The organism is Roseibium sp. MB-4 (genome assembly GCF_053005265.1).
The window spans coordinates 2,020,102-2,045,738 of sequence record NZ_JBRKQB010000001.1; the positions used below are offsets into that span (position 1 = coordinate 2,020,102).

The 25,637-nt window shown below is 56.9% G+C and carries 25 protein-coding genes; 10 read left to right on the plus strand and 15 right to left on the minus strand.

The window, feature by feature from the left end:
- Positions 1-67: 67 nt before the first annotated feature.
- From ACVDG4_RS09355 to ACVDG4_RS09365, 3 genes are all read right to left on the minus strand, one after another.
- The gene (locus tag ACVDG4_RS09355; protein WP_133948080.1) at positions 68-1,105 is read right to left on the minus strand and encodes a substrate-binding domain-containing protein; all 1,038 of its coding nucleotides are present in this window, start codon (positions 1,103-1,105) and stop codon (positions 68-70) included.
- Positions 1,106-1,506: 401 nt separating this feature from the next.
- Entirely contained in the window at positions 1,507-2,730 is a 1,224-nt protein-coding gene (locus tag ACVDG4_RS09360; RefSeq protein ID WP_447234847.1) for an ATP-binding protein, read from the minus strand.
- Positions 2,731-2,984: 254 nt separating this feature from the next.
- Complete coding sequence (locus tag ACVDG4_RS09365) at positions 2,985-3,506, minus strand: SRPBCC family protein (RefSeq protein ID WP_447234848.1); 522 nt, start codon at positions 3,504-3,506, stop codon at positions 2,985-2,987.
- Between the two features lie 112 nt (positions 3,507-3,618).
- Here ACVDG4_RS09365 and ACVDG4_RS09370 point away from each other — a divergent pair, with 112 nt between their 5' ends.
- Complete coding sequence (locus ACVDG4_RS09370) at positions 3,619-4,521, plus strand: MBL fold metallo-hydrolase (RefSeq protein WP_447234849.1); 903 nt, start codon at positions 3,619-3,621, stop codon at positions 4,519-4,521.
- A 10-nt stretch (positions 4,522-4,531) separates the two neighbouring features.
- Here the strand turns inward: ACVDG4_RS09370 and ACVDG4_RS09375 are convergent, their stop codons facing one another.
- The gene (locus ACVDG4_RS09375) at positions 4,532-5,518 is read right to left on the minus strand and encodes a DUF1499 domain-containing protein (protein ID WP_447234850.1); all 987 of its coding nucleotides are present in this window, start codon (positions 5,516-5,518) and stop codon (positions 4,532-4,534) included.
- A gap of 377 nt (positions 5,519-5,895) precedes the next feature.
- On the opposite strand from ACVDG4_RS09375, the gene ACVDG4_RS09380 reads away from it, so the two are divergent.
- A complete protein-coding gene (locus ACVDG4_RS09380) occupies positions 5,896-6,039 on the plus strand; it encodes a hypothetical protein (protein ID WP_409689513.1) in 144 nt (47 codons plus the stop codon).
- A 248-nt stretch (positions 6,040-6,287) separates the two neighbouring features.
- Positions 6,288-7,262 carry a CorA family divalent cation transporter gene (locus tag ACVDG4_RS09385; protein ID WP_447234851.1) on the plus strand — a complete coding sequence of 325 codons (975 nt, stop codon included), beginning with the start codon at positions 6,288-6,290 and terminating at the stop codon, positions 7,260-7,262.
- Between the two features lie 6 nt (positions 7,263-7,268).
- On the opposite strand, the gene pdxH is transcribed toward ACVDG4_RS09385, so the two are convergent.
- Positions 7,269-7,904, minus strand: coding sequence for a pyridoxamine 5'-phosphate oxidase (gene pdxH / locus ACVDG4_RS09390; protein WP_306149520.1), 636 nt, complete (start codon positions 7,902-7,904; stop codon positions 7,269-7,271).
- A gap of 158 nt (positions 7,905-8,062) precedes the next feature.
- On the opposite strand from pdxH, the gene ACVDG4_RS09395 reads away from it, so the two are divergent.
- On the plus strand, positions 8,063-8,470 hold the full coding sequence (locus ACVDG4_RS09395) for an RT0821/Lpp0805 family surface protein (protein WP_447234852.1): 408 nt from the start codon (positions 8,063-8,065) through the stop codon (positions 8,468-8,470).
- Between the two features lie 185 nt (positions 8,471-8,655).
- A complete protein-coding gene (locus ACVDG4_RS09400; protein WP_447234853.1) occupies positions 8,656-9,651 on the plus strand; it encodes a DnaJ C-terminal domain-containing protein in 996 nt (331 codons plus the stop codon).
- A gap of 4 nt (positions 9,652-9,655) precedes the next feature.
- On the opposite strand, the gene ACVDG4_RS09405 is transcribed toward ACVDG4_RS09400, so the two are convergent.
- The 5 genes from ACVDG4_RS09405 to ACVDG4_RS09425 form a co-directional block, all read right to left on the minus strand.
- Positions 9,656-10,549 carry a DMT family transporter gene (locus tag ACVDG4_RS09405; RefSeq protein WP_447234854.1) on the minus strand — a complete coding sequence of 298 codons (894 nt, stop codon included), beginning with the start codon at positions 10,547-10,549 and terminating at the stop codon, positions 9,656-9,658.
- A 141-nt stretch (positions 10,550-10,690) separates the two neighbouring features.
- The gene (locus ACVDG4_RS09410; RefSeq protein ID WP_447234855.1) at positions 10,691-11,713 is read right to left on the minus strand and encodes a VOC family protein; all 1,023 of its coding nucleotides are present in this window, start codon (positions 11,711-11,713) and stop codon (positions 10,691-10,693) included.
- A gap of 63 nt (positions 11,714-11,776) precedes the next feature.
- Positions 11,777-12,277, minus strand: coding sequence for a ClbS/DfsB family four-helix bundle protein (locus ACVDG4_RS09415; protein ID WP_447234856.1), 501 nt, complete (start codon positions 12,275-12,277; stop codon positions 11,777-11,779).
- 38 nt (positions 12,278-12,315) lie between these two features.
- A complete protein-coding gene (locus ACVDG4_RS09420) occupies positions 12,316-13,638 on the minus strand; it encodes an NAD(P)/FAD-dependent oxidoreductase (RefSeq protein WP_447234857.1) in 1,323 nt (440 codons plus the stop codon).
- A 1-nt stretch (position 13,639) separates the two neighbouring features.
- Positions 13,640-14,965 carry an NAD(P)/FAD-dependent oxidoreductase gene (locus ACVDG4_RS09425; protein ID WP_447234858.1) on the minus strand — a complete coding sequence of 442 codons (1,326 nt, stop codon included), beginning with the start codon at positions 14,963-14,965 and terminating at the stop codon, positions 13,640-13,642.
- A gap of 191 nt (positions 14,966-15,156) precedes the next feature.
- Here ACVDG4_RS09425 and ACVDG4_RS09430 point away from each other — a divergent pair, with 191 nt between their 5' ends.
- Complete coding sequence (locus ACVDG4_RS09430; RefSeq protein ID WP_209172849.1) at positions 15,157-15,390, plus strand: hypothetical protein; 234 nt, start codon at positions 15,157-15,159, stop codon at positions 15,388-15,390.
- Between the two features lie 6 nt (positions 15,391-15,396).
- Entirely contained in the window at positions 15,397-17,772 is a 2,376-nt protein-coding gene (locus tag ACVDG4_RS09435) for a fatty acid cis/trans isomerase (protein ID WP_447234859.1), read from the plus strand.
- Between the two features lie 11 nt (positions 17,773-17,783).
- Here ACVDG4_RS09435 and ACVDG4_RS09440 read toward each other — a convergent pair whose 3' ends face one another.
- The gene (locus ACVDG4_RS09440; RefSeq protein WP_447234860.1) at positions 17,784-18,668 is read right to left on the minus strand and encodes a LysR substrate-binding domain-containing protein; all 885 of its coding nucleotides are present in this window, start codon (positions 18,666-18,668) and stop codon (positions 17,784-17,786) included.
- A gap of 149 nt (positions 18,669-18,817) precedes the next feature.
- Between ACVDG4_RS09440 and ACVDG4_RS09445 the strand changes: the two genes are divergently transcribed.
- From ACVDG4_RS09445 to ACVDG4_RS09455, 3 genes are read left to right on the plus strand one after another with little or no spacing between them, the layout of a single operon-like run.
- Positions 18,818-20,455, plus strand: coding sequence for a GMC family oxidoreductase (locus tag ACVDG4_RS09445; RefSeq protein ID WP_447234861.1), 1,638 nt, complete (start codon positions 18,818-18,820; stop codon positions 20,453-20,455).
- Complete coding sequence (locus tag ACVDG4_RS09450) at positions 20,452-21,939, plus strand: aldehyde dehydrogenase family protein (RefSeq protein ID WP_447234862.1); 1,488 nt, start codon at positions 20,452-20,454, stop codon at positions 21,937-21,939. Before ACVDG4_RS09445 ends, ACVDG4_RS09450 begins: the two co-directional genes overlap by 4 nt.
- Positions 21,940-21,950: 11 nt before the next feature.
- Positions 21,951-23,162: a mandelate racemase/muconate lactonizing enzyme family protein gene (locus ACVDG4_RS09455; RefSeq protein ID WP_447234863.1), complete on the plus strand. Its 1,212-nt coding sequence runs from the start codon at positions 21,951-21,953 to the stop codon at positions 23,160-23,162.
- 18 nt (positions 23,163-23,180) lie between these two features.
- Here ACVDG4_RS09455 and ACVDG4_RS09460 read toward each other — a convergent pair whose 3' ends face one another.
- The 4 genes from ACVDG4_RS09460 to ACVDG4_RS09475 all read right to left on the minus strand — a co-directional run bounded on the left by ACVDG4_RS09460 (position 23,181) and on the right by ACVDG4_RS09475 (position 25,514).
- Positions 23,181-23,651 carry a c-type cytochrome gene (locus ACVDG4_RS09460; RefSeq protein ID WP_447234864.1) on the minus strand — a complete coding sequence of 157 codons (471 nt, stop codon included), beginning with the start codon at positions 23,649-23,651 and terminating at the stop codon, positions 23,181-23,183.
- A gap of 3 nt (positions 23,652-23,654) precedes the next feature.
- Positions 23,655-24,311 (minus strand): L,D-transpeptidase, encoded by a 657-nt coding sequence (locus tag ACVDG4_RS09465; protein ID WP_447234865.1) that lies wholly within the window; start codon positions 24,309-24,311, stop codon positions 23,655-23,657.
- A gap of 1 nt (position 24,312) precedes the next feature.
- Entirely contained in the window at positions 24,313-24,783 is a 471-nt protein-coding gene (locus ACVDG4_RS09470; protein ID WP_447234866.1) for a DUF411 domain-containing protein, read from the minus strand.
- Between the two features lie 356 nt (positions 24,784-25,139).
- Positions 25,140-25,514, minus strand: a complete 375-nt coding sequence (locus ACVDG4_RS09475) for a hypothetical protein (RefSeq protein ID WP_447234867.1) — start codon at positions 25,512-25,514, stop codon at positions 25,140-25,142.
- Between the last annotated feature and the right edge of the window lie 123 nt (positions 25,515-25,637).

The window sequence follows — 25,637 nt, forward strand, 5'->3', positions numbered from 1 at the left end:
AAATTTCCAAAAAGGAGAAAGGGGCGGCGGAATATGCCGCCCCTCATATTCGAACCTGAAGGCTCGATTACTTCATGGTTTCTTCAGCTTCGATGGAAGCCTGAGTAGCAGCCAGCTCCGGATCGGAAACCAGGCCGTACTGAGCCAGCGGGCCTTGCGGGCCAGCGATTTCGTCAGCTGTGAAGAACTGAGCGTACTCTTTCAGACCCGGGATAACGCCGATGTGTGCTTTCTTGACGTAGAAGAACAGCGGACGGGAAACCGGATACTCGCCAGTGGAGATGGTCTCTGTGGAAGGTGCGATGTCAGACATGGTCGCAACTTTCAGCTTGTCGGTGTTGTTCTCGTAGAACGCCAGACCGAAAACGCCAACGCCGTTCGGGTTGGAATCGATGCGAGCCAGAGTCTCGGTGTAGTCACCGTCGATATCAACGGACTTGCCGTCTGTACGAACTGCAAGACATGCGTCTTCAGCGTCGTCTTCGGACATGCCGCCGTCCATCATCGCCTTCATAGCGCCGGACTCTTCACAACCAACGAGGAGAACTTTCTCTTCGAAGACTTCACGAGTGCCGTGCTTGGTGCCCGGGATGAAAGCAGCGATTTCAACGTCCGGCAGGGAAGCGTCAACTTCGGACCACTTTGTGTACGGGTTGTCGACGATAGCGCCATCAACCAGTACTTTCGGAGCCAGAGCGTTGTGCCACTGAACCGGTGTGAAAGCGGTGAAAGCCGGGCCGTCTTTTTGGGATGCGAATACAATCCCGTCATAGCCAATGCGAACTTCCATGATGTCGGTTACGCCATTTTCTGCGCAAGCCTTGATCTCTTTTTCGCGGATTTTACGGGACGCGTTTGCAACGTCGATGGTGTTTTCGCCAACACCTTCACAGAAGCGCTTCAGGCCAGCAGAAGAACCGCCGGACTCAACAACCGGTGTCGGGAAGTCGGTGTTTTCACCGAAAACTTCAGCGACGATAGAAGCGTAAGGAAGAACGGTTGAAGAACCGGCAACCTGAACCTGGTCGCGAGCCTGAGCGGCGCCAACGAATGCAGTGGAAGCAACAGCAAGAGCAGTTGCGCTAACGAGGGTCGTAAATTTCACTTGACCACTCCCTTTGAATGTCAAGGTTTGCAAATCCACGCTGGACGCGATTTCGTCCAAGCGCTGCCCGGAACCTAGGCCCGATGGATGAGAGTTCTATGACAGATTTTTTTCAGTTTTATGACATTATAAGTATCTGTATATATTGATTAATTTTACAATTCTACATTTCTTTGTGTCATCCAGCGCTTCCGATTGACACATAATCCATGGCGTGACTAACACGCAGTAGAGAAGCTCTCAGGTCTCCTCACCTCGAACCCGCTTCTTTAGGTAGTAGAACACGTTCCAGCACGGTTCGCGTGATTAGCCAGCGAACTCGCCCCATAAGTTATTCTGACAATGAAGACTTTCGATCCAGCAACCGGATAAGTCGCAGTTGCTCGGCCCGGAAACAGACACTAGCCGGAAATGATCACCTTGAACGTGGCGCCCTTACCCGGCGCGCTCTCGACATCGAGCCGGGCGCGATGACGCGTGAGTATATGCTTGACGATCGCAAGGCCTAGTCCGGTGCCTTTCATGGCCCGGCTGGAATCAACATCAACACGGTAGAACCGTTCTGTAAGGCGCGGCAGGTGTTCCGGAGCAATCCCTTCTCCGTAGTCACGCACGGCAAGTTCCCACGCGATCTCGCCCTCGCCCATCTGTTTAGAGGTCAAGCTGACATCGACGACTTCGCCGGTGCTGCCGTATTTGAGCGCATTCTCGACCAGGTTTTCAGTCACCTGAATCAGTTCGTCCCGGTCACCCGAAATCATCACCGGCGTCTCGGGGAGATCCAGCCGGATCGTCATGTTCATGTCGCGCGCCAACGGCCCAAGAGCGTCATTTGTATGCCGGACGATTTCGCAAAGATCGACTGAAGTTTGCGGGCGAACATGGGCACGCAGTTCGATACGCGACAATGACAAGATGTCGTCGATCAACCGGCGCATCCGTCCGGCCTGATCCAACATGATCGATAAGAACCGGTCACGTGCCTCCGCGTCGTCGCGAGCTGGCCCTTGCAAGGTCTCGACAAAACCGGTCAGCGATGCGAGTGGGGTGCGCAGTTCATGGCTGGCATTGGCCACGAAATCGGTCCGCATACGTTCAAGGCGCCGATTTTCCGTTTGATCCTGGACCACGACAAGAACAAAAGCGGGCTTGCGGCTGCTCGCCTGTCCTTCTTGAGTACCCGGCTCGTGAATGGGCGCGATATAGGCCTCAAGCCAGGTTTCTGTTGGAACCTTCTCGATCCAATTGATGCGCTCTGCAGTGCCGTTTGAACAGGCGCGATCAAACGCTTCCAAAAGCGATGGAGCCCGCAAGGAAAACGACAGCGGATCTCCCGGTTTCGCGCCGGGGTAAATCTCCATCGCCCGTGCGTTGACATACCGAGTGATGCCACGCGCATCTGCAACGAAGCACGGCGTTGGCAACGCATCGACCGTGACCTTCATGTCCGTTCCAGGCCACATGCGCCGCATTCTGCGCTGCGCATTGATCTTAAGCCGTCGGCTGGCGGAGTTGCGGGGAATTGAGAGTGTTGCTGCCAAAGTGGCGGCAAAACAGAGGAACCCCACCCAAACCGGGATTTCATACACAACCACAAGACCAGTCAGAATGACCGCGCTGGCCAAGAGCGCCCACCGCGCATCCCTCAAGCGACGCCTTGGTGTTTCCACAGGCGAAATCTGAGGGCTGTCTTCAAAAGGCGGTTGAGACACGGTCATGGGCTTGCGGGTTTGAAACGAACTCTGGGTGTCCGCCGGTTATGGTTATTTCGACACCTCACCTTGCAGGTTAAAGTGTGAAGGCAGGAAACTTGCACTCCGCCTAGCACAGAATGCATGTCAGCTAAACGACAGAATGGCGGCTTCCTGACGCAGGCGCATCATTTCCACTTCAGCGTTTTTGCCGCCTCTAACATGTTCTTCAAAATTCGTGGCCAGCCGTTCGATTGCATCATGAGCTGCATATATTCGCCGCCCTCCTCGCCATGCCGCAGAAACTTGTTGTGTACGACCTCAACCCGCGTCACCTCTCCGGCCTCGCGAAAATTGAGCATGACCCGGCTAGCTGCAGCCGGATCGGCGATCAAACTGCCATCCTGCGCCACCTGCCAAGAAATCCGAATGTAGAGCGGTTCTTCTATGGAAAGGACGGTGCCCCAGATGCGCCGCTGCCCCTTGTCGTCGATCTGGTAACAGGCGCCGCCAGCAAAGGGCTCTATGCGGACATCAAGGTCACCGCTGGGGGCCTCACTCATTGGCGGGCACCACCAAAGCTCCGGATGGTCGACAACCAGCTTGAACGCATCAAGCCGCGCGAGCGGTATTACGCTCTCAAACCGGCATTCAAATTCCGATGCCACTTGGCTCGTCATGGCAGCGTTGTTTTCGACATCTTGTTTCATCGGGTTTGACAAGATCCCATGTTTTGGGCTCGATGCTTCATCATACGGGCGTTATCCGATTCAAACGTCAATTGCATGACGTCCGGTCCCATCCTTCAGGAACCATCTTAGCATGAAACATGACCGATCCTTCGATCCGCGCTATGGGGAACGCGTGGAGCTCCTGCCCGGCCTTTGCCGCGTGACAGCAAGAAACCCGGGCCCGTTCACTTTTCATGGCACGAACAGCTACATTCTGGGCCAGAAGCACCTGGTTGTTGTGGATCCGGGCCCGGCGGACGAAGAACATGTAAACACCTTGCTATCGCTGACGGATGGCGCACAGATCGAGGCTATCCTGGTCACGCACACACATGTGGACCACTCGCCCGCGGCCCGGATGCTTCAAGAACGCTCAGGCGCAAAGATCATCGGATGCGCGCCGCACCGTGCGGCCCGCCCCCTCATGGAAGGTGAAGTCAATCCACTGGATGCCAGCGGGGACAAAGACTACGTGCCGGATCAGGAGTATCAGGATGGCGATGTATTTGAAGCAGCAGGCATCAAGTTTGAAGCCATCGCCACACCAGGTCATACCGCCAATCACATGTGTTTTGCACTCTCCGGCGAAGACGTGCTGATCAGTGGAGACCATGTCATGGCTTGGTCTACGTCCATTGTGGCTGCCCCGGACGGTTCCATGCGCGACTACATGGCTTCCATCGACAAGCTGCTTGCGCGCTCCGAGACATCCTATCTGCCAGGGCATGGCGGTCTTGTTTCAAATGCGCCCCTCTATGTTGAGCAGCTGAAACAGCACAGATTGTCCCGCGAGGCCTCAATCCTGAATGAACTTGGCACGCAACCACGCAGCATTCCGGAGATCGTTGCCAAGCTTTACGCTGATGTGGATCCCAAACTACATGGTGCGGCAGGGCTGTCGGTGTTTGCGCACTTGGAGGATTTGACCGAACGCGGAAGGACAGTGGCTGATCCGAGCCTCGCGCTGGACGCGACGTTCCGGCTAACGGCGTAATCGATAGATATTATCCTTCGAGATCATCCAGCTCGAAGGCATCGGCAGAGAGCCCTTCATCATCTTCAAAGTAGGGCTTGAAACTCGGCAGCGGGATTGTTTCCCGGTCGCGCTCAAAAACTTCCAGAGGGGCGTCTTCCTGAAGGTCGGCCTCTTCAACCGCCAGACGCTCCAGATCGCCGTAGGTTTCAAGAAGGACCCGGTCGACTTCAGCCATGAGACCTCGAATGACATCCGCATTGCCTGAAAACTCACGTAAAGGCGACTGAGATCTGGAACGGACATCAAGGAGCGCACCGACCGGATCCGGGCGGACCCTTAGTGCAATATCATGCTTAAGGCCCAACAGCTGAGTGGTTTCCTCGGCCCATAACGCGGTTGGCGCATCCAAGAGGTCGGGCGGAAGTTCATCAACAACCCGCCAGTTCAGCTCATTAACCGCCTTCTTTGCAGCCGCGTGCAATTCGCCCGGAGTTATCCGGTAGCGCCGTGGAACAATGTCCGGGTAGAGCTCCAATTGAAGCTCCGCAGCTGACCTCTCAGTGCGCATGGCCTCCTGGTACTGGGTCCAGGCCGTGTTCCGGACATGCGACGCCATCCAGACCAACACAGCCTGGTCCGACTGCGGCAGAACCTCCACCAGCAGCGGAGGCTCGTCCGGGTCCGTAGTCACATCCGTGAGCTCCGGATCCACGATGAGAAGTCCCAAAACGGCTGCAGGTGCACACAGCGCAACGGCACCCAACATGACACCAAGTATGGAAGATCCGATACCGCCGCCGCCACGGCTCCAGATCCGGACAAATGCAATCAGCCCACACAGCATGGCCGTGACGGCCAAAACGGCTGCCACAGAGAGGGACAAAACGAATGTATCGGGTGTCAGAAGGTCAAAACGTTGCGTCACCAAGGTGACCAAAGCCAGCGCGAACCCAAGCGCCCCGAGAGTGCGGCTGGCTGGTGCAGCTTTTGATCTGTGAGCCGGGTATTGCTTCATGTGACCTTGCGTTCAGTTTCCAACCGCCTGTTTAGCATTCCTAACCATGTCGGCAAAGCTGGCATGTGTCTGATGTCCCTGGCAATACATCGGTCTCCGGCCTGAAATACTTCGCAACCAATACGCTCACCCGGTTCGTTAAGAAAGCCTTACCGCAACTGTTCACGTTTGAACCAAGTTGGTAACAACCTGACATCCTTTTTGAGTAGCCGAACACGGAACGTCGGGGCATCCTACGTTTATCCGGATAAGAAAAAGCGAAAAATGGACAAAATGTCATCTAAGCGCCTTATTCCGGCACCACATCACCGGTTGCGGATGGAAACACTCTTAAGCCGCATCGATCAAAAACTGAGACAGAAAGACGGAACGGAACAATGTCTGATCAAACTGCCCGCCCTGCACAAACTGCACAGGCTGGAGCAAAACTTGAAAGCCTCTACAAGCCAGTCGGCATCGCAGCCCTAAACGCTGCAGCATTGTGCTTGCGTCCGTTCTCGAAAAAGACCTCCGGAAAATAATCCGTCAGGCGTATTCGGAGGCGATCAGGCATCGCCTTCCGGTTCAAAAACAAACGACATACCGTCAAACCCTTTTGCATGCGCAGCAACAGCGCGTGCAACCCCCCAGCGTTTGGCTGATCCGTCAACACTGTTTGTTGGTCAGGGTATGTTATTGAAATAGCCGCAAAAGTGGTTGCGTGCGCCCAGTTATTTTGGGCAAGCTCCAGAGTGTCGATTGCATTGCAATCTGGGTGGAGCTTGTCTGAATGATCATTGCCTATTGCCCGTCAGTGAATGGCCTGGAACGTATCGAGCTTGCCGATGACGTAGCCCTGCCATCAACCTCCGTGTGGATTGACCTCATCAGTCCAACGCAAGAAGAGCGGACCAAGGCAGAGCGGTTGATGGGGGCCGAGATCCCAAACCGGGACGAAATCACCTCAATCGAAACGTCAGAACGCTTCTATCTGGAACCTGGCGCGGTCGTGATGACGGCACAAATGCCTGCTGTGTCTCATACCCTGGATCCGGTCCGGTCTTCCGTGACCTTTGTTCTGAATGCAAAACGCCTGGTGACCGTTAGATACGGTGAGCCGAAATCCCTGACACTTTTGGCCCGAAAAGTACAATCGGACGCGACGATCGCGCATCTTGGACCTGCGATCATGTTCGCGCTGTTGGACATCATCGTCGACCGCTGCGCCGACGAAATGGAAACCGCGTCTGCTTGTTATGACGACCTTGCGCTGAAAGTGTTCGGTGACGGCCTCAACACACGGAAAACCGCCAGCTACAGGGACGCGATCAGGGAACTGGGACGGATTGGCTTGAGAGTTGCCAAGATGCACGATGTGTGCGCCGGACTGGCAAGGATGGTGCTCTACATGACCACCCATGCCAAGCGCTTCAATCTCAGCGACGACCAACTGACCGATTGCAAGATGTATGGGCGGGACATCCATTCCATCAAGGAGCACGGTGATGCTCTCGACAACAAACTGACGTTTCTTTTGGATGCCACCGTTGGCCTGGTCTCCATGGAGCAAAACCAGATCGCGAAAATCTTTACGGTTCTTGGCCTGATTTTCTTGCCGCCGACACTGATTGCGTCGATCTACGGCATGAATTTCGTAAATATGCCGGAGCTCCAATGGCAAATGGGATTCCTGTTTGCCATTGGTCTAATGGTCATCTCCGTCGGAGTGACCTTCTTCCTGTTCCGCTGGCTCCGGCTGCTCTGAGCTGGTTTAGGGGTAAAGGCGCTCTTTACTCCACTGTTCAGACGGGCTGGACCTCGTAAACTTTACCCGGTCATGAAGCCTGAAGGGCCGGTCCGCCCAAAACTCAATCTCACTTGGGATCAAGCGCAGACCAGACCAATGTTCTGGGCGTGGAATTTCGCCAATGCCGAACTTCGCCGTGTATTTGGCAACTTCCTTTTCCAATGCAAACCGGCTCTCCAGCGGCCGAGATTGGCGGGAGGCCCAGGCACCGATACGGCTGCCGCGCGGCCTGGACTGATAATACTCATCCGCTTCTTCGGCGGACACCTGGACAATCTCGCCCCGGATTCGGATCTGCCGCCGCAGCGACTTCCAATGGAAGCACATGGCTGCCTTACCAGCCGACAACAGCTCACGGCCCTTGGCGCTTTCCAGGTTTGTGTAAAAAACAAACCCGGTTTCATCAAAACCCTTCAGGAGAACCATGCGTACATTTGGCAACCCGTCCGGATCAACCGTCGACAGCGCCAAAGCATTCGGATCGTTGGGTTCGGTCGTTTTGGCTTCCTCAAGCCATTCATCAAACAGCTCAAATGGTTTCTCTGCCTCAACAAAGTCACCTTTTGTTAACTCTTCATGGGGATTCTTGAGGTCTGTCATTGGTACCCTGTCGAAGGATTCGATGGCCGGAGGAACGGCAAGAAGATGCCGCCCTTGAGAAAGGCTATCAAGTGATGCGCCGTAAGCGTTCATATACTGCCAGACCCAACAAGATCCACCCCCTGAAAAGCCAATACGCAGTGGTGTGCGCACTTGTCATGGGATTGACCACATCGGGATGCAGCCAGGTTGGCATGCAGGTAGGCACCGATGACTTGAAAACACCGACCATTCTGACGGGATCCATTCCCTCAGCGGCAGATGAAGCCTACACAGATCTCAGCGTTGAGGACCGGCAATCCATTGCGAAGAACTTTGACACCCTTGACCAGGATCTGGCGAGCGGAGCGGGCCTGGGCGACTTGAAACTGCCGTGGCTGAACGGTATCAGCGGAAATTCTGGAACAATTTCCGAAATCAATTCGACTGCGTTTACGCAGACCGGGTGCCTTGGTTTCAAAACCACCGCCAACACCATCAGCGGCATCAAACTCTACTCCGGCACAGCTTGCCGGGACATTACGCAGAAGTTTGCCGTCACAGCGCTCACAGTCGCTGACGCTTGAACAACGGAAAATTCGCTGTAAAAGAACCGAGGGTCCACCGTCGGCGCTCTGGAATTTTTTCCTATCCGTTACGATATCTAAGGTAACGATGGTCGGACAACGATATGCAGGCAGTGCCTTGTGACAGGCATCAAGACCGGCACAAGCGGTCCAGACCGGCAATCTTGTGAACACTGGTGAGACGAATGCGGGATCCCTACAGCGTTCTCGGGGTGGCGAAATCCGCCAGCGAGGGCGACATCAAAAAGGCCTTTCGGCAATTGGCCAAAAAGTACCACCCGGATCAGAACAAGGACGATCCGGGGGCGCAGCAGCGCTTTTCCGAAGTAAACCAAGCCTATGAAATCATCGGCGACAAGGACAAGCGGGCCCAGTTTGATCGCGGCGAAATTGATGCCGAGGGCAAGCAGAAATTCCAGTCGCGTGGTTTTGACGGATTTTCCGGATTTGAAGACTTTGGTGCAGCCGGTGGCTCCCGTGGATTCCGCTCCTCCGGCGGAGCTGCAGGCGGCGGCGGGTTCGATGACATCCTGAATGACATTTTGGGTGGTTTTGGCGGCCGTGGTGGAGCGCGCGGAAGTGCGGGTCCAGGTGCCAGCGGGTTTGCAGGTGCAGGCGGCGCCAAGGCGCGCCGGTCCCCTCCCTCCAAAGGCGCGAATGCAGATCTGATAGCCGCCGTGTCGCTGGAGGATATTCTCAACTCCGGCAAGGCTCAGGTTACGCTCCCGAGCGGTAAAACCGTCAATGTCACACTTCCCAAAGGCGTCGTTGAGGGCGAAAAGATCCGGTTGAAAGGTCAGGGCCATCCGGGCGATCAAGGTGGTCCTGCAGGCGATGCCCTGATTGAGGTCCGCTTCAAGACGCACAAACTGTTCGACGTGAAAGACTCCGATCTTCATCTGGATTTGCCGATCACACTCTATGAGGCGATCCTCGGCGCAAAGATCCGGACACCGACCCTGACCGGCGCTGTCAATCTGACCATTCCGGAGAATACCTCCAGCGGCAAGACCATGCGTTTGAAGGGCAAAGGCTTGCCGACCAAAAACGGCGGTCATGGCGACCTCCTGGTCAAGATCCAGATTATGCTGCCGCCGCACGGGGATGATGAGCTGGACACTTTGATGAAGGCATGGCGGGAGATCACCCCATACCGGGTTCGCGGTCCCGAATTCGACTAGGACTTTAACCCAGAACAATGATGGCGGTGCCAGTCACCGCAAGGAATGCGCCCGCAATGGCCCTGGGGTCCGGGCGCATTTTTGTTTTCAGCCACAGGATCGGCAGCACAAACAGCGGGGATAGGGATCCCAGCACCGCCGCGATCCCTGCCTCCATGTGCGCAAAGGCATAAAGCAACAGAGACGAAGAAAATCCGTAGCCAATGACGCCTGGCAAGATCGTGCGCACAAGAAGATAAGCGTTAGGCTCGGATTTTGGCTTGAAGATCGCCGCTGGCCACAGGCTAATCAAAACAACAAGACCGGCTGCACCTGTAAGGCGAATGGCCGCCACGGCAATGGGCTCTGCACCTTGCTCAAGCATCGGCTTGACGGCAAGAAACCCACCTCCCTGAAGAGCGGCGGCTGCAATCCCCAATAGAACCACTGGGCCCAGGATTTTGCGAGCACCGGTTATCGGCACCTCATCCGCGTGACTGGCCTGGATCGCTAGAACAATGCCCGTGATAACTACGCCTGCACCTGTGATGTCCGAAAGAGACAGCGTTTCGCCGAGCCAAATGTAGGCCATCAACGCAACTAGAGGCGCCTTCGAGCACAAAAGCAGTTCCGTCAGACGCGGGCCTCCCCGTCGGAGACACTCGATCATGGCAAGGTTGCCGAGCAAGACACCGCCGACCACGCTCAAAGTGTATGCCGGGATGTCGATGGTGGCAGGGGCCGGCCAAAGGCCCAGCACTGATGACACCAAAGACATCATGGCCGCACACGCGATTAGCTGAATTCTCGTAAACTCAAAAGTACCCAGCTGACGGGCCGGCCACTGGGCCAAGACAATTCCAGATGCCCAACCAAATGACGCCGACAAAGCGGCGACTGCCGGCAGCAAGGTTATCATCACAAGACCTCATGCTATTCTTTTCATAGCAATAGTACGCTACAAAAAGAATAGCAAGGAGGCACTGTATTCGAACGCGTAGATGCGAAAGGCACCATTGGCGTGGGGCGCAGCGGCAATTAGTTGAGAGCCAATATCGCGTTAGAGGCCGTATATCAGCACAGCGGCGCTCAAAATGATCCAGGTAAGCGTAATCGACCAAAACAGAACGGGTGTTTCGCGTTTGCGAACCGGTTCGATGAGATGCGTTTCTCCGGTGCGAAGTGCCGGAATGGCCCAGGCAAGGAATATCAGCCCCCAGACCCAGGACTGGTCCAGCAAAAATGCCCCCCACAACACGGCGAGCGCGGCCGCAGGCTTCCAATAACGGAAAAGGGACTTGGACGCCGAGGCGTCCTCACTCGATGCACGAGCTTTGGGCACAGCCACGAAGAACGCCGCGCAATCCGGGTCCTGCACTAGGACCGCATCATCGTCCTCGTAAAGAACCGCTCCGCCCTTGGCCTCGACGGTCGCTTTGGCGCGATCTCGGTCGGCAACCGAAAAATGTATGCCCCAGAACTCGAAAGAGCCGCGGATCGCTTCTGGAGCTTGCACAAGATCTGCAACATGACGCCCATTGGAATTGAGGATCTGATAATGGCTGTAGGTTTCTCCAGCTCCCGATGACGGCTTGAAACGCCAGCCAAACAAGTGCTCGTAAAAGCTGATGACCCGGGCGGCGTCTGAAACATAAAGCGCATTCCAAATCATTGAGCCTTCAAGGGCATTATCCGAACGCACTGGCAGGCCGCTGTTCTCAATGACGGTAAAGCCAGCGCCGAGCGGATCCCGGATCAACGCGATGCGGGCACCGTCCTGAAATGGCACCGGACCCAGCTCAACCTTGCCGCCATTTTCTCGCGCTGAGGCCACCGCCGCATCAGCATCCCCAACCTCGATGTATCCCATCCAGAAGCTGGGGAGCTTCATCTCCTGGAATTTTCCGGGCATTTCGAAAATGCCAGCAGCTTCACCAGCCCTGCTTTTAGCTACGGCATAGTCGGAGCCATCTGGCAGCTGGTTGACCGAATAGTCCCAACCAAAAAGGTCTCGATAAAAAGGCCTGGTTGTCTCAGGGCGCAAGGTGGACAGGTCACACCAAACGAAGTCTCCGACCGCCATCAATCCTCCAACTCTCACTTAGCCCGAGATGGGCGTTGGTATCGCTGGATGCAATGGCAGTATTTATCCGGCTTTGGCTGCGCGCATCCGTTTCCGGAGATATTTGACAGCCGACCGGTAGTGGCTTGCACCGGCAGCTTCTGCAAAACGGCCAGCGGGCCATTTGCTCTGGCTCCCCTTCATCGGCGCGCCATAGAGCTCTTTGTCAGTCAGATTTTCGATAAGGGCCAGCAATTCAAAATGGTTGGTCTCAAGCAGTGTGCGGACAGAGACCCAAGAAAAGCCGGATTGACGCGCTCTCAAATCGGCATTGTAGCGCGGCGTTTCCGACCATTTGTAGCCTTTAGCGGGGATGTGGACCGGTGCGCCCGATTGACCATCCCGGTACCATTTCAAGAACAACTCGATCCAGTGCGCACGGTGTCCCACGATGTCCTTGGGGCTGATGCCGTCTTCATCCTTTTCCAGGCGTTGCATAGCCGGAAAGGCATCAAGCACATCCTTGAGTTTGCTCCATTCCTTTTCGGTGATCTGAAGAAGCTCTGATTTAGACCCTGCCGCCATCTTTGACCTGCGATACCAAACTGGATTTCCTCAAAAGCTTAGCGGTCCTGATATCCGTACCACCAGTAGGCTCCTTGCAAATAGAGCTTGCGCAACGAAGGCAGCGGGAAACGTTTGAACGGCTGTTGCAGAGCGGCAGGCAGGTCTTCAGGGCGCACGGTGCCTAATATCAGACCCGCGGCTTTTTCTCCGGACAAGGAGGCCATGGCAATTCCACTTCCATGCCAGCCCATTGCCGCATAAACACCGTCCATCCCAGGGATTTCACCGACAAACGGGGTCAGGTTGCGGGACAGGCAGACGCGGCCGTACCACTGATATTCACTCTCAACGTTCTCCCAGGCGGGAAACATCTGATCGAAATCCTGCCTTGCCCGCTTGTGCATGGCTTTGAGGGACGGTTCGGTCTCGAATATTCCGCCGCGTGTTCCAAACAGGAACCTGCGATCAGGCATCAGCCGGAAGTAATGCAGCAAAATACGGGAGTCTGACGCCATCGTCTGCGACGTCCAGCCTTGAGCGGACAACTCATCCTCGGACATTGGGCGCGTCACATGGATGGACGACATGACCGGGAGCGTTCGTCCGTGAAGCCATTTGGGCACGGTCTCCTTCGCATAACCGTTGCCGGCAAGCACGACACCTTTTGCGCGCACGAAGCCATGTTCGGTATCAAGCCGCCATCGATCCCCATCGCGGCTCATGCCATTCACCGGGGACTTGCCGTAGATCCGCCCACCCTTCCTGCGCACTTGATCTGCAAGGCCAAAGAGATAGGCCATCGGATTGAGCGCAAACCCGTAGGGGATGTGGAGACCGCCGTGAAAGCCGGGACCGCCGTAGCCTTCTTCGTCCAGCGCTGCTTTGTCCAGCACCCGTGACTTGATCCCGAAATTCTCCTTCAGGTAGGCCGCTTCAGCCCTCAAACCGTCCAGGTCTTTTGGCCTGTGCGCCAAGGTGATTTCGCCTTTGGAATGGCAGTCGGCGTCAATCCCCCAAGTTTTTATCCGCTGAGCGACCTGGTTGATGCCGGCGACTTGATAGGCAAGAAACTTGCGCGCTTCTTCCAAACCGAAACGCCGGACAAGCTGGTGCACACTCAGTTTTGTCCCGCCCAAACAGCAAAATCCACCGTTCCGGCCTGAGGCTCCGTAGCCGACATGCTCTGCTTCCAGAACGCAGACTGAAACACCAGCTGCTGCCAGCTTCATCGCAGCACTTAACCCGGCAAATCCGGCACCGATCACCGCAACATCAAACAGCGCATTGCCCATCAGCTGACGGTCCGTGCGCACTGCGGGCCTGCTCGCCTCCCAATAGCTTCCCGCCAGTTGCCGCTGATCTTGTGTCTTTTGAAGCATTTTAGATGCCGAGCCGATCCCTCAGTGAGAACCATGTCATAGCTAGGACGAGCAGCGGAGAACGCAATTTGTCGCCCCCCGGGAACGCCGGAATATCAAGCCGTTCAAAGACATCAAACCGGCCTGCGGTTCCAGCGATGGCTTCGGCCAGAAGCTGCCCTCCAAGCGTTGCCATTGCAACGCCATGTCCGGAATAGCCCGTCGCGGTCAGGATGTTGGGTTTGACGCGTGCGAAATAGGGCATCCGCTTTGGAGTGATCGCGAGAGTTCCACCCCAGCCATAGTCGATTTCGACGTCCGCCAGCTGCGGATAAATCTCAGTCATCGGCCTGCGGACAAACGACTTGATGTTCTCCGGGAAGCGATAGCCGTAGTTCTCGCCGCCGCCGAACAACAAACGCCGATCAGCAGACAGACGGAAGTAGTTGATCACGAACTTGCTGTCGGCGACTGCGACATTGTCGCGGATCAGGGTCCGCGCTTCGTCCTCGGAAAACGGCTTCGTCGCAACAATGAAGTTGTTGATCGGCATGACATGCGCAGCCGTTTCCCGGTTGAGTTTGCCGAGATAGCCATTGCAGGCAAGGATCAGGTGACGGGCTTTCACAGTGCCGGTGTCCGCTGTGACCTGCACACCGCCGGACACTTGCTCTTCTATGCCGGTCACCTTGGTTTCTTCAAAGATCTTTGCGCCCGCCTTATCTGCAGCGCGTGCCAAGCCCAGCGCATAGTTCAGCGGGTGGAGGTGTCCGGCGCCCATGTCCAGCGATCCGCCGAAATACTTCGGACTGCCGACCATGTCGCCGATCTCATCACCATCGACAAACCTGATTTGCTCGTAGCCATAGGTCAGCCGGAGGTGTTCGACGTGGTCGCGGCTGTCTTCCACGTAGGACTTGCGATGATCGGCGTGAAGAATTCCAGGCGTGTAGTCGCAGGCGATCTCGTGTTTCGCGATCAGGTCTTTGACAAGCGCTTTGGAATCCTCCGCCAGATCCCAAAGAAGTTTTGCATGAGACATGCCGTGACGGGTTTCCAGGACATCCTGTTCGACACGCTGACCGGATCCGACTTGTCCTCCGTTGCGGCCGGACGCGCCCCAACCGACGCGGTTGGCTTCAAGAAGAACAACGTCCAAGCCGCGCTCGGCGAGATGAAGTGCCGCGGAAAGCCCAGTATAACCGGCACCGACAATCACCACATCGGCAGCCCGTGGCCCATCTAACGGTGCATAGGTCGTCTGCCATCGTGCTGTTGCAGCATAGTAGGAGGGCGGGTGTTGGCCCGGTGTGTCATTGGCGGTCAGAAGGTCAAGCGAATTCAGCATGTCGCGGTGCCGGTAAACATGAATGGTATCATGATGCAGATGGCCTTTTCAGCATCGGCCAGCTTGATTACCCTGTTCTCTTGTGACCAATGTTGCAAGGCAAAAAGGCGAAGGCTGATGGAATTTCACATTGTTACGCAACATCTTGACACCTTACCTTAAGGAAGCCCCGAAGCCAGTCATCGCCACTGATGGCGAAGAAGAAAGGCAAATTTGTGTTTGGTGGATTTGAACATCCTTGGCTGGATCCTCTCTGGAGGCGGATCCTGATCGTCGGCTTTTGTGCAGCCTGGACGGGCGTAGAATATTACAATGACAACCAAACTTGGGCGATCATCGTAGGGGCGATTACGGCTTATGCGTTCTATGGGTATCTCATCGCCTACAAGGGCTCGACAACGAAACCGCCTGAAGATCAGGAATGACGGGAGATGCCACACGTGTTGAGCCCCTATTTGGCACTCCTTAAAGGCACAACCTTCGGCAGGGTCAAACCCGCTCTGGCGTGGGTGGGGCTTGGCCTCCTGATTGTCAGTCCTGCGCAGGCGCAACACTCCCCTCAAACGCAGGTTCGGGATGTTCTAAACAACCGCTGCGTGGTGTGTCACGGCTGCTATGATGCCCCCTGCCAACTCAAACTCTCCTCTCCGGATGGATGGGCCAGAGGAGCAAGCAAGCAAAAGGTCTACGAATCCTCCCGCCTCGACGATGCGCCAATGACGCGGTTGAGGATCGATGCGAAGACGGTTCCGGAATGGCGGCAAAAGGGATTCTTTCCGGTCACGGGAACATCAGAACAACCTTCGACGCTGTTACAATTGCTGCAGGCCGGGCGCGACAATCCGTTTAAACTGGGCGCGCCATTGCCAGACGAAGTTGAGCTCGGATTGAACCGGGACACGTCGTGCCCTGCGCCACATGAAACGGCAGACTATCTGAACGATCATCAGTTTGGCGGTATGCCTTACGGTATGGCTCCGCTTCCAGAAAGCGACTACCGGATTTTACTTGCCTGGGCCAAGGCCGGGGCGCCCGGCGCCGTGGAGCCCGTTGATCTCCCACCAGGTGTCTCGGCGCAGGTGGCTGAAATCGAAGGGTTCTTCAATCAAACGGCGCTGAAATCGAAACTCGTTGCCCGCTACATCTACGAACATCTGTTTCTGGCGCACCTGCACCTAGAAGGCGATCAGCCGGACCGCTTTTTCCGTTTGATCCGGTCCAGAACTGCACCGGGTGAACCGGCCGATGAAATTGCGTCACGCCGCCCCTTTGATGATCCAGGCGGCCGTTTCTTCTACCGTCTGGTCCCGTTGAACGAGACGATCCTGCACAAGCAGCACATCGTCTATGAAATCGGACGGGAGCGGCTTGCCCGCTACACCGAATTGTTCCTGAAACCCGACTGGTCGTTAGATGCCCTGCCAGCCTATTCCACGGCCGCCGGCGGCAATCCGCTCTCGACCTTCGCGGCAATCCCGGCCCGCAGCCGCTATCAATTCCTGCTCGACAACGCACTCTATTTTGTCCGCTCGTTCATCCGTGGACCGGTGTGTTATGGCCAGGTCGCGGTGAATGTGATCGAGGACCGCTTCTGGGTGTCGTTCCTCGATCCTGATGCCGACCTTTCTGTGACCGACCCTGATTATCTGCCACAGGCAACGCCCATTCTGGAACTGCCGGTCGCCGCCTCAGACAGCTCGATTTCGGGCCGGATGCGTAATTTTCTGACACTTGGCCCCATCAAGTATCAGGAGTTTCGGCAGGCCCGCTACAGGCATGCTGCCCGGACAACCGGCGGCTTAGATTATCAGGACATCTGGGACGGGGATGGCAACAACCATGATGCCCGGTTGACCGTCTACCGGAACTTCTCATCCGCATCTGTGGTGCGCGGCTTTGCGGGATCCATACCTGAAACCGCCTGGGTGATCGATTTCCCTCTGTTTGAACGGATCTACTACAATCTTGTCGCCGGGTTCGACGTCTTCGGAAATGTCGAACACCAGCTGACAACGCGTCTCTACATGGACAGCCTGCGCCGTGAGGGCGAACGCATGTTCCTCTCCTTTCTGCCTCCCAAAAGCCGGGACCCGCTCCACAGCTCCTGGTACCAGGGGACTCTCGTTTCCCTTGTCGACCGATGGAAAGAAGCGCCTCTCGATACCGAAACACCAACCGGCATAACTTTTCAGACCCAAACACCAAAGGCCGAATTTCTGAACGAACTCCTTCAGATTGAGCCAGGCCTCTGGCCGAAGGCCGACCCGATCAACCGCTGCGCCGGGGACGCTTGTGCTTCGCCTGAGACACCAGCCGGCCAGCTGCACCCGCTGACAGTGAAACCCGCGCCGTTTGCAAAGTTCATGCCCGACATCGCCGTGCTTGTTGTGGAGCGCGCGGAGAACGACGAGATCTACACGCTGGTGCACGACATGGCACACAGCAACGTTGCCTTCGTCTTCAACGAGGATTTGCGCCGCAAGCCGGAAGATGACGCATTGACGATTGTTCCGGGCCAGTTCAGCAGCTACCCGAACTTTATCTTCCAAGTGAAAGAGGCTGCGCTGCCCGAGTTTGTCGAGGCATTGAGCGCTGTTCGCAGTCAGACAGAGTTTCAGCGCCTGGTAGAGGCCTTCGGCATCCGGCGGACACATGCAGAGTTCTGGATGGTTTTTGATCAGATTCAAGCTGCCTTGGACGCACAAGATGCTGTTGAAGCTGGTCTTCTAGATCTCAATCGCTATACCGACCCGAAAGTGACAGATCCGATCGAGCGCCTCTTCAGTTTCACCTTCAATTTTGACTAGAGCCCCGGGCTCTAGGACCGCATTTCCCGGATCAGCCAGTCGCAAAAGGCCTGGGCCTCAGGGCTTAGGGCTTGGCGGGGTCCGGACGTCACCAAATAATAGCTGTGCCGGCTTGTAATGACCTTGTCCGTCGAACGAATGAGCCGCCCACTTTCCAGATAGGGTTTGGCGAGCGTTTCCAAAACGAGTGCATGGCCATGACCAAGGGCCGCCAGCTCGAGGGCGGACAGAGTTTGGTCCACCTGCAGCCCCGACCGCCCCGGAACTGCATGGCCATAAAGACGGAAAAAGCTCTCCCATGTATCAAGAACGCCCATGATGTCGAGCCGGACAGCCTGACTGAGCTGTTCCACGTCGCTCTTCGTGCTGTCCAACGCAAGATCAGGATGGCAAACGGCGATCACCGGGTCGTTGACCAGGAACTCAACAGCGCCGTCACTCCAGGTTCCATCGCCAAACCGCACATCAATCTCAAAAAGATCCGGATTGAGGGTCTCCGCCCAGGCGGCGGAGATCATTTGAACGTCAATACCGGGGTTCTCCGCCTGAAAAGCCGCAAGCCTAGGGATCATCCAGAGGTGCCCGAAACTGGACAGGCAGCGGAACCGGACCGGCTTGCGCTCCCGCCCGCCAAAGACCGAGACAGTCGCAATCGAGAGATCGGCAAATGCTTTTTCCACCGACGGCAGATAGGTCTGCCCGAGCCGGGTTAGCTTCAACTCCCGGTGCAGGCGATCAAACAATGGATATCCGAGCTGCTGCTCCAGCTGGCGCACCTGATAGCTAACAGCGGCCGGCGTAATCAGGAGTTCTTCGGCGGCACGCGTGAAATTTCCCAGCCGGGCCGCTGCTTCGAACGCTCTCAACCACGGCAAGGGCGGAAGGTTATAGGCCATCCAAGGTTCTCAGCCGCTGGATTGTGTTGAAGATCGATCCATTTCTCATTGTGCGCCCGTTGCCTCTTTCAAATTTTTTCAATGTTATACCAAATGATTTTTCGCTTCAGGCTTTTTGCAAACTCATGGACAGTTACTGGAGCGATCGAATGACCGGAGCAGATCCGACCTTGCAAACTGCCGATTACATCATTGTGGGCGCCGGTTCGGCGGGCTGCATTTTGGCCGAACGTTTGAGTGCGGATCCAGGGACCACGGTGCTACTTCTGGAAGCGGGAGGGGCCGACGATTCACCGTGGGTTTCACTGCCACTTGGCTACGGCAAGCTCTACGCCGATCCAAAACGCACCTGGCAATTTATGACCGAAGCTGACAGCGGACTGAATGGCCGGTCGCTCTATTGGCCACGCGGCAAAATGCTCGGGGGTTCAGGGTCTATCAATGCCATGGTGTATTGCCGAGGCTTGCCGCAAGACTACGACGACTGGGAAGGCTCAGGCGCAAATGGGTGGTCATGGTCCGCGGTGCGTGAAACCTTCGAGCGCCTGGAAACAAAGACCGGTGCGGATGGAAGTAAAAGCGGAAACGGGCCAATCAATGTCCAGGACATTTCCCGCGAGATCCACACGCTGAACCGTCATTTCTTTGCTGCGATCACTGAAACCGGCCTGCCTTTGTCGGAAGATTTCAATGGCGATCAGCCCGAAGGGGCCGGGATCTACCACATCAACACGAAAGCTGGACTTCGGTGCTCTTCGTCGCGCGCCTTTTTGCACCCCGCCCTCAAACGCCCAAATCTGACAGTGCGCACAGCCGCACAGGCAAAACGCATCCTCTTTGAGGGACAGCGCGCAACCGGCGTTCAATTGGTATCCGGCGAAGTTTTGACCGCCCGCCGGGAAGTTATCTTGTCTGCCGGTGCGATTGCCTCACCTCAACTGCTTCAGCTCTCTGGTGTTGGACCCGGGCAGCTTCTGCAATCGTTTGGCCTTCCGGTCGTCCAAGCCAACGACAATGTGGGCGGAAACCTGCAGGATCATTTGGCTGCGAATTACACGTTTCAAGCCCATGAACCTACGCTGAATGCGGTTCTGCGGCCACTGATCGGCCAAATGCGCGCAGCGTTCCAATATGCCCTGTCGCGCAAAGGCCCCTTGGCCCTGTCGGTCAACCAATGCGGTGGCTTTTTGCGCTCGCGCAAGGAGCTCACCCAGCCGGATCAGCAAATCTATTTCAATCCGATCAGTTATCAGATGAAATCCTCCGGCGGTTCCTCCCGCTTTACCCTTGATCCCTTCAACGGCTTCATCATCTGCGCCCAGCCGGCCCGTCCGACCAGCCGGGGCCGGATCGATATCAAGAGCGCAGACTGTTCTGTCGCGCCATCCATTCAGCCGAACTCCCTGTCGACGGACGAAGATCGGAACACGGTTATCTCCGGCGGCCGGCTTTGTCAGAAGATCATGGCGAGCAAGGCCTTACAGGCGATCGTCGCCCGGCCTACCGGACCAGACCTTTTGAAGCTGGACGATCAAGGCCTCCTGGACGATTTCCGGTCCCGTGCCGGGACGGTCTATCATCCTGTTTCAACGTGCCGGATGGGTGCAAGTGCCGAAACGTCGGTTGTCGACAACCGTTTGAAAGTTCACGGTATAGAGCGCCTCCGTGTGGTAGACGCGTCGACGTTCCCGAACATTACCTCAGGCAACACCAACGCCCCCACCATGATGCTTGCCCTGAAGGGCGCTGATATAATTCTGGAAGATCACAAAAGAGCCTCCGCATGACTGTTCAAGACCTTGCCGCCAACTACCTTTCCACCGGACGCATTGATGGCCTCCCGGATGGCCATTTCATTGGCGGGCGGTTCACTTCCGCCTCTGACCGGAAGATGGAAAGTTTCGATCCGGCCCGTGCCGAGGCCTTTGCCGAGTTTTCGCTCGGCACCGAGGCCGATATGGACACGGCAATCGAGGCGGCCGAAAAAGCTGCCAAAGACTGGGCCCGTGCTCTGCCGTCCGAGCGCTGCCGCGTTCTGAACAACGTCGCCCGTGTCTTTCGCGAAAACGCAGATCGCCTCGCGGTCCTGGAAGTCCTCGACAGCGGCAAGACGCTGGCAGAGGCCCAAGGCGATGTTCAAAGTTCTGCGCGGCTGTTTGAATATTATGCGGGCGCTGCCGACAAGCTGGACGGCCGGTCGGTGAACCTTGGCCCGGACTTGACCGCCTTTACGGTTCGCGAGCCGGTGGGTGTCACCGGCCACATCATTCCCTGGAACTATCCAACGTCCACGTTTGCGCGTGGCGTTGCCCCTGCCCTTGCCGCGGGCTGTTCTGTTGTTGCCAAGCCCGCAGAGACGACACCATTCACCGCACTTGTGATGGCTGAGCTCCTGGGCGAGGCCGGTGTGCCGGACGGACTGGTCAACGTGGTGACCGGCCTTGGGAGCGATGTTGGTGCCAAACTTGCCCGGGATCCCCGGATCAAGCAACTGACCTTTACGGGCTCCGTCACCACCGGCGTCAATGTCGCGCAAATGGCGGCCCCGAATGTCACCCGGCTTACGCTGGAACTCGGCGGAAAGTCCCCGCTGGTGGCCTTTGAAGATGCGGACCCTGAAAAGGTCGCAGATGGCGCCTATTGGGCGATTTTTTCCAACTCCGGTCAGATCTGCTCAGCAGGCTCCCGGCTCATTCTGCACAAGTCCTTGCGTGATGAAGTCCTCGCTATCCTTACGGAACGCGCAGGCAACCTCAAAGTGGGTCATGGCCTGAAGAACCCGGATATGGGGGCAATCAATTCTGATCTGCACCTTGGCCGGATCAAGGCCCATGTCGATGCCGCCAAGGCGCGCGGGGCCAACATCCTGACCGGCGGCGATGTCACCACCGATCCGGAAACCGGCAAGGGCTGGTTTTTTCAGCCGACCATCATCGCGGATTTGCGGGCCAACGACCCGGCCGTTCAGGACGAAATCTTTGGCCCCGTCCTGTCAGTGCAGAATTTCGAAACCGAAGACGAAGCCGTCGAGCTGGCGAACGGCACGGAGTTCGGCTTGATGGCAAGTGTCTACACACGCGACACCGGACGCGCGATGCGGGTTGCCCATGCGCTCGAAAGCGGTCAGGTTTCGGTCAACGAGTATTGGGCGGGCGGTCTGGAACTCCCCTTTGGCGGCAATAAGAAATCCGGCTATGGCCGCGAAAAGGGCTGGGAAGGCCTTGACGCCTACACCAAGGTCAAAGCCATCACGATCAGCAACGCCAGCTAAAGCGGTTCGACATGAAACTTAGCGATATCGAGACCTTCGTCGTTGGCAACCCGCCGCCCCGCCACGGAGGGCGGTACTTCATCTTCGTCAAGCTGGTGACCGAGTGCGGTATCATCGGCTATGGCGAGATCTACAATGCCACCTTCGGGCCGAACCTGGTGGCACAGATGGCGGTCGATGTCTTTGAACGCCAATTCGCCGGCGAAGACCCGCACCATATCGAGAAGCTGTGGCACAAGACCTATGGCGCCGGATATACACAGCGTCCGGATGTAACTGTCATGGGCGTGCTTTCGGGTCTGGAAATGGCCTGCTGGGACATCATCGGCAAGGCGGCGGGCAAACCCGCCAATGAGCTGCTCGGCGGCAAGGTGCACGAGCGGCTGCGTTCCTACACGTATCTTTATCCAGCCGATGGCGATGTTTATCCGGACCCGGATAAACCCAACGTCTATAACGACGCGGATATGGCCGCTGAAGCAGCGGCTAAGGCCGTCGACCAAGGCTTTACAGCGGTTAAATTCGACCCGGCCGGCGCCTACACCATCTATGACGGTCACCAACCGAGCCTTGAGGATCTGGAGCGCTCCGAGGCGTTCTGCAAACAGATCCGCGCAGCGGTCGGCACAAAAGCCGATCTATTGTTCGGCACCCATGGCCAGTTCACGGTGTCTGGTGCCAAGCGCCTCGCCCGGCGGCTGGAAGCGTACGACCCGCTCTGGTTCGAAGAGCCGATCCCGCCTGAAAAGCCGGAGGATATGGCGCAAGTGGCCCGCTTCACCTCCATTCCGGTAGCAACCGGCGAGCGGCTTTGCACAAAGTACGAATTCTCGCGTGTTCTGGAGACGGGAGCCGCCAGCATTTTGCAGATGAACCTTGGCCGGGTCGGTGGACTGCTGGAGGCCAAGAAGATCGCGGCGATGGCGGAATGCCATTCGGCGCAAGTCGCTCCGCACCTTTATTGCGGGCCTTTGGTGGCGCTCGCCAATATCCAGCTTGCGACCTGCAGCCCGAATTTCCTGGTGCTGGAATCAATCCGCACCTTTGACGGGTTCTTCGCAGATCTTCTCAACACACCGATCCGGTGGGAGAACGGCTACATCATCCCGTCAGAGGAACCGGGCCTTGGGCATGACCTCAACGAAGATGTTGCCCGCGCCAATCCCTACACCGGCACCGAGCTCCATTTGGGTTTTCAGAAAACGCCAGCACTACCGCTTTAGGAAATACCATAGGGCTGGTCAGTTTGTGGCTGCATCAAGCGCATCGTGCCTGGCCCGGACATCTTCGGGCCAGCTTGCCTTGATGAAAGACAACACAGCAATGATCTCATCGTCCGTTAGCACGCCCTCATAAGCGGGCATCGCTGACTGGTAGTTTTCAAGATTTGCAGCCTCGGCAACGCCGTACTTGGTCATGACGAACAACAGTTTCGAGGAATGGTGCCAAGTGTGACCAGAGACGTCATGAGGCGGCGCCGGCAGGAGGCCATCCGCTTTTGGCGTTTGCCAATCCGCCTCCCCTTCCAGATTCGCCCCGTGGCAAGCCGCGCAGGTCTCGTCGTAGATGTCCTTCCCGCGCGCAACCACGTCGGCATTTTCAGGCTTAAGCAAACCGGTGTTTTCGTTGCCTGGAATCACAAACAGAGCGGCGGCGCCGAGGCCCGCAATCAGAGCCCCGGCAATCGCCAGATAATGTAATGGTTTCCCCACGACCTAGATAACGACGATCTGGGACCCCACCGGCACACGGCCATAAAGGTCGATGATGTCCTGGTTCATCACACGGACACAGCCGCTGGAAACAGCGGACCCAATCGTCCAATATTCGGCTGTGCCGTGGATCCGGTAGAGCGTGTCGACGTTGCCCTGATAAATATAGAGCGCACGCGCACCCAGCGGGTTTTCCAGACCCGGATCCATGCCGCCGTTCTTCCAGCTCCACTGCTCAAGCTCCGGCTCGCGCTGGATCATTTCCTCCGGCGGGACCCATCTTGGCCATGGCGCTTTTCGGGCAATTCGGGCGCGGCCCGACCATTCGAATCCGGCTCGGCCAAGACCAACACCGTAGCGCATGGCCATGCCGTTTTCCTGGACCAGATAGAGATAATAGTTGGAGGTATCGACGATCAGCGTGCCGACACGCTCGGGCGTGTTATACCGCACTTGCTTGCGGTAATAACGCTCCGGAACCTTGTTCAGATTGATCGCCGGGATCGGAAACCGTTCTTCCGGCATCGCCCGGTACATGGATAGATACGGTGAGACCGGCGGCGCAGCCGGCTGTGTCGTCGTCGACACGCAGCCGGAAACGGCGAGCCCGGTCAGGCTCGCCGAACCGGCAAGAAAGAATCTTCTTGTCAGCAAAGACACGTTACTTAACCTCGCCCATTTTCATATAAACGCGTGGTGTTGCACCAGGTTCCATCGGCAAGGCGTGGACCAGATATTGAGCCGCGGGATCGTAATCCATTCCGAGTGACCCCATCGGCATCCCGGCAACTGCCAGCCCGCGAATGTCGGGGCGCTCACTCATCAGTTTATCCATCGCTTGCAAAGGGACATGACCCTCCAGCACGTACTTGCGCTCATCGCCAAGCACAGCCGTGTGGCAGGCCTGCAAATCGCTCGGAACGCCCGCCTGCTTCTTGATGGAGGTCAGATCTTCCATGTCGCGGATCTCGACCTTGTAGCCGGCCTTGGCAACCTCTTCCGCCCAGATGTGGCAGCACCCACACCAAGGGGTCTTGAAGACTGTGACCGTGCGTTCCTCATCCGCCATCGCCGGAGCGGCCAACAGCGCTGCCGCAAGGGCGCCCGCGCGGACCAGTTTGTGATTAAGCATTGGATTTGTCTCCGTGTATGCGGTTGTCACCGCTTCTTTGGTGGACACATCCCCCCATGAAGCGATGCATGATCAAATGCATCGCCGAACAACCGGCAAGAGGCAAAACGGGCCAGAAGCGATCGGCAAACGACGCACTGGCTGGCGCACTTGCAAGAACAATAGCCATTCCCGCGGCCATCATGAGGCAGCACGCCAGCATGAAGAGCGAACGAGGATTTGCACTCTGCCGCAGCCGATCAAAAGCGAACCGGCTGCGCAGCGGCGAAACGTTATGTGAGGTGAGCATCTTGCTCCCTTTCTGTCTGAGTAACTTGGGCCGGCAAGCGCCGGCAGATGTCCCGGAAAGTCCGGTCTCAGACAGATTGGGGCGGGTGATCAGCGACGGCGGGCGCTGCCATCGTGAGCGTCTTCCCAGTGTTTTCGTGAACCCGGACGGAGCCGGGTACCACCAAGCCGGGCGGCATGGGCAAGACGGAGGCGCAGTCACTTGAGCATTTGCTGCCGGCATGCGGCGCAGCGTCGCTAACTTCCTGGCCACAGCAGGCCATGACTTCCTTCAAGTCCGCCGTTTGCGCAGGCAGATCGACGTTGTTCATGTCCTCAAGCACGGCCGCTACAGAAACCGATCCCACTTGGCCTTTCCAATCGGACACGTTGAATGCCGCCGCCGGCACACCATGCACCGCAGTGAAAAGAATCAGCAAAAGGACCGTCAGAAACGAACGCATGAGACCGCCCTATCCCAGTTGTTTCTGAAAAGCCAGTCCCTGCTGGATGAAAATCACTCACTTCATCGAGAGCGGGCAGGCACAGCTGTGACAAGAACCATTTCGATGGGCCCCGGCCGGTTC

Coding starts and splice junctions, on each gene's coding strand:
- ACVDG4_RS09365 (WP_447234848.1), bottom strand. CDS start 3,506: ATGAAACAAGATGTCGAAAACAACGCTGCCATGACGAGCCAAGTGGCA.
- ACVDG4_RS09370 (WP_447234849.1), top strand. CDS start 3,619: ATGAAACATGACCGATCCTTCGATCCGCGCTATGGGGAACGCGTGGAG.
- ACVDG4_RS09375 (WP_447234850.1), bottom strand. CDS start 5,518: ATGAAGCAATACCCGGCTCACAGATCAAAAGCTGCACCAGCCAGCCGC.
- ACVDG4_RS09380 (WP_409689513.1), top strand. CDS start 5,896: ATGTCTGATCAAACTGCCCGCCCTGCACAAACTGCACAGGCTGGAGCA.
- ACVDG4_RS09385 (WP_447234851.1), top strand. CDS start 6,288: ATGATCATTGCCTATTGCCCGTCAGTGAATGGCCTGGAACGTATCGAG.
- pdxH (WP_306149520.1), bottom strand. CDS start 7,904: ATGACAGACCTCAAGAATCCCCATGAAGAGTTAACAAAAGGTGACTTT.
- ACVDG4_RS09395 (WP_447234852.1), top strand. CDS start 8,063: ATGGGATTGACCACATCGGGATGCAGCCAGGTTGGCATGCAGGTAGGC.
- ACVDG4_RS09400 (WP_447234853.1), top strand. CDS start 8,656: ATGCGGGATCCCTACAGCGTTCTCGGGGTGGCGAAATCCGCCAGCGAG.
- ACVDG4_RS09405 (WP_447234854.1), bottom strand. CDS start 10,549: ATGATAACCTTGCTGCCGGCAGTCGCCGCTTTGTCGGCGTCATTTGGT.
- ACVDG4_RS09410 (WP_447234855.1), bottom strand. CDS start 11,713: ATGGCGGTCGGAGACTTCGTTTGGTGTGACCTGTCCACCTTGCGCCCT.
- ACVDG4_RS09415 (WP_447234856.1), bottom strand. CDS start 12,277: ATGGCGGCAGGGTCTAAATCAGAGCTTCTTCAGATCACCGAAAAGGAA.
- ACVDG4_RS09420 (WP_447234857.1), bottom strand. CDS start 13,638: ATGCTTCAAAAGACACAAGATCAGCGGCAACTGGCGGGAAGCTATTGG.
- ACVDG4_RS09425 (WP_447234858.1), bottom strand. CDS start 14,965: ATGCTGAATTCGCTTGACCTTCTGACCGCCAATGACACACCGGGCCAA.
- ACVDG4_RS09430 (WP_209172849.1), top strand. CDS start 15,157: ATGGCGAAGAAGAAAGGCAAATTTGTGTTTGGTGGATTTGAACATCCT.
- ACVDG4_RS09435 (WP_447234859.1), top strand. CDS start 15,397: ATGCCACACGTGTTGAGCCCCTATTTGGCACTCCTTAAAGGCACAACC.
- ACVDG4_RS09440 (WP_447234860.1), bottom strand. CDS start 18,668: ATGGCCTATAACCTTCCGCCCTTGCCGTGGTTGAGAGCGTTCGAAGCA.
- ACVDG4_RS09445 (WP_447234861.1), top strand. CDS start 18,818: ATGACCGGAGCAGATCCGACCTTGCAAACTGCCGATTACATCATTGTG.
- ACVDG4_RS09450 (WP_447234862.1), top strand. CDS start 20,452: ATGACTGTTCAAGACCTTGCCGCCAACTACCTTTCCACCGGACGCATT.
- ACVDG4_RS09455 (WP_447234863.1), top strand. CDS start 21,951: ATGAAACTTAGCGATATCGAGACCTTCGTCGTTGGCAACCCGCCGCCC.
- ACVDG4_RS09470 (WP_447234866.1), bottom strand. CDS start 24,783: ATGCTTAATCACAAACTGGTCCGCGCGGGCGCCCTTGCGGCAGCGCTG.
- ACVDG4_RS09475 (WP_447234867.1), bottom strand. CDS start 25,514: ATGCGTTCGTTTCTGACGGTCCTTTTGCTGATTCTTTTCACTGCGGTG.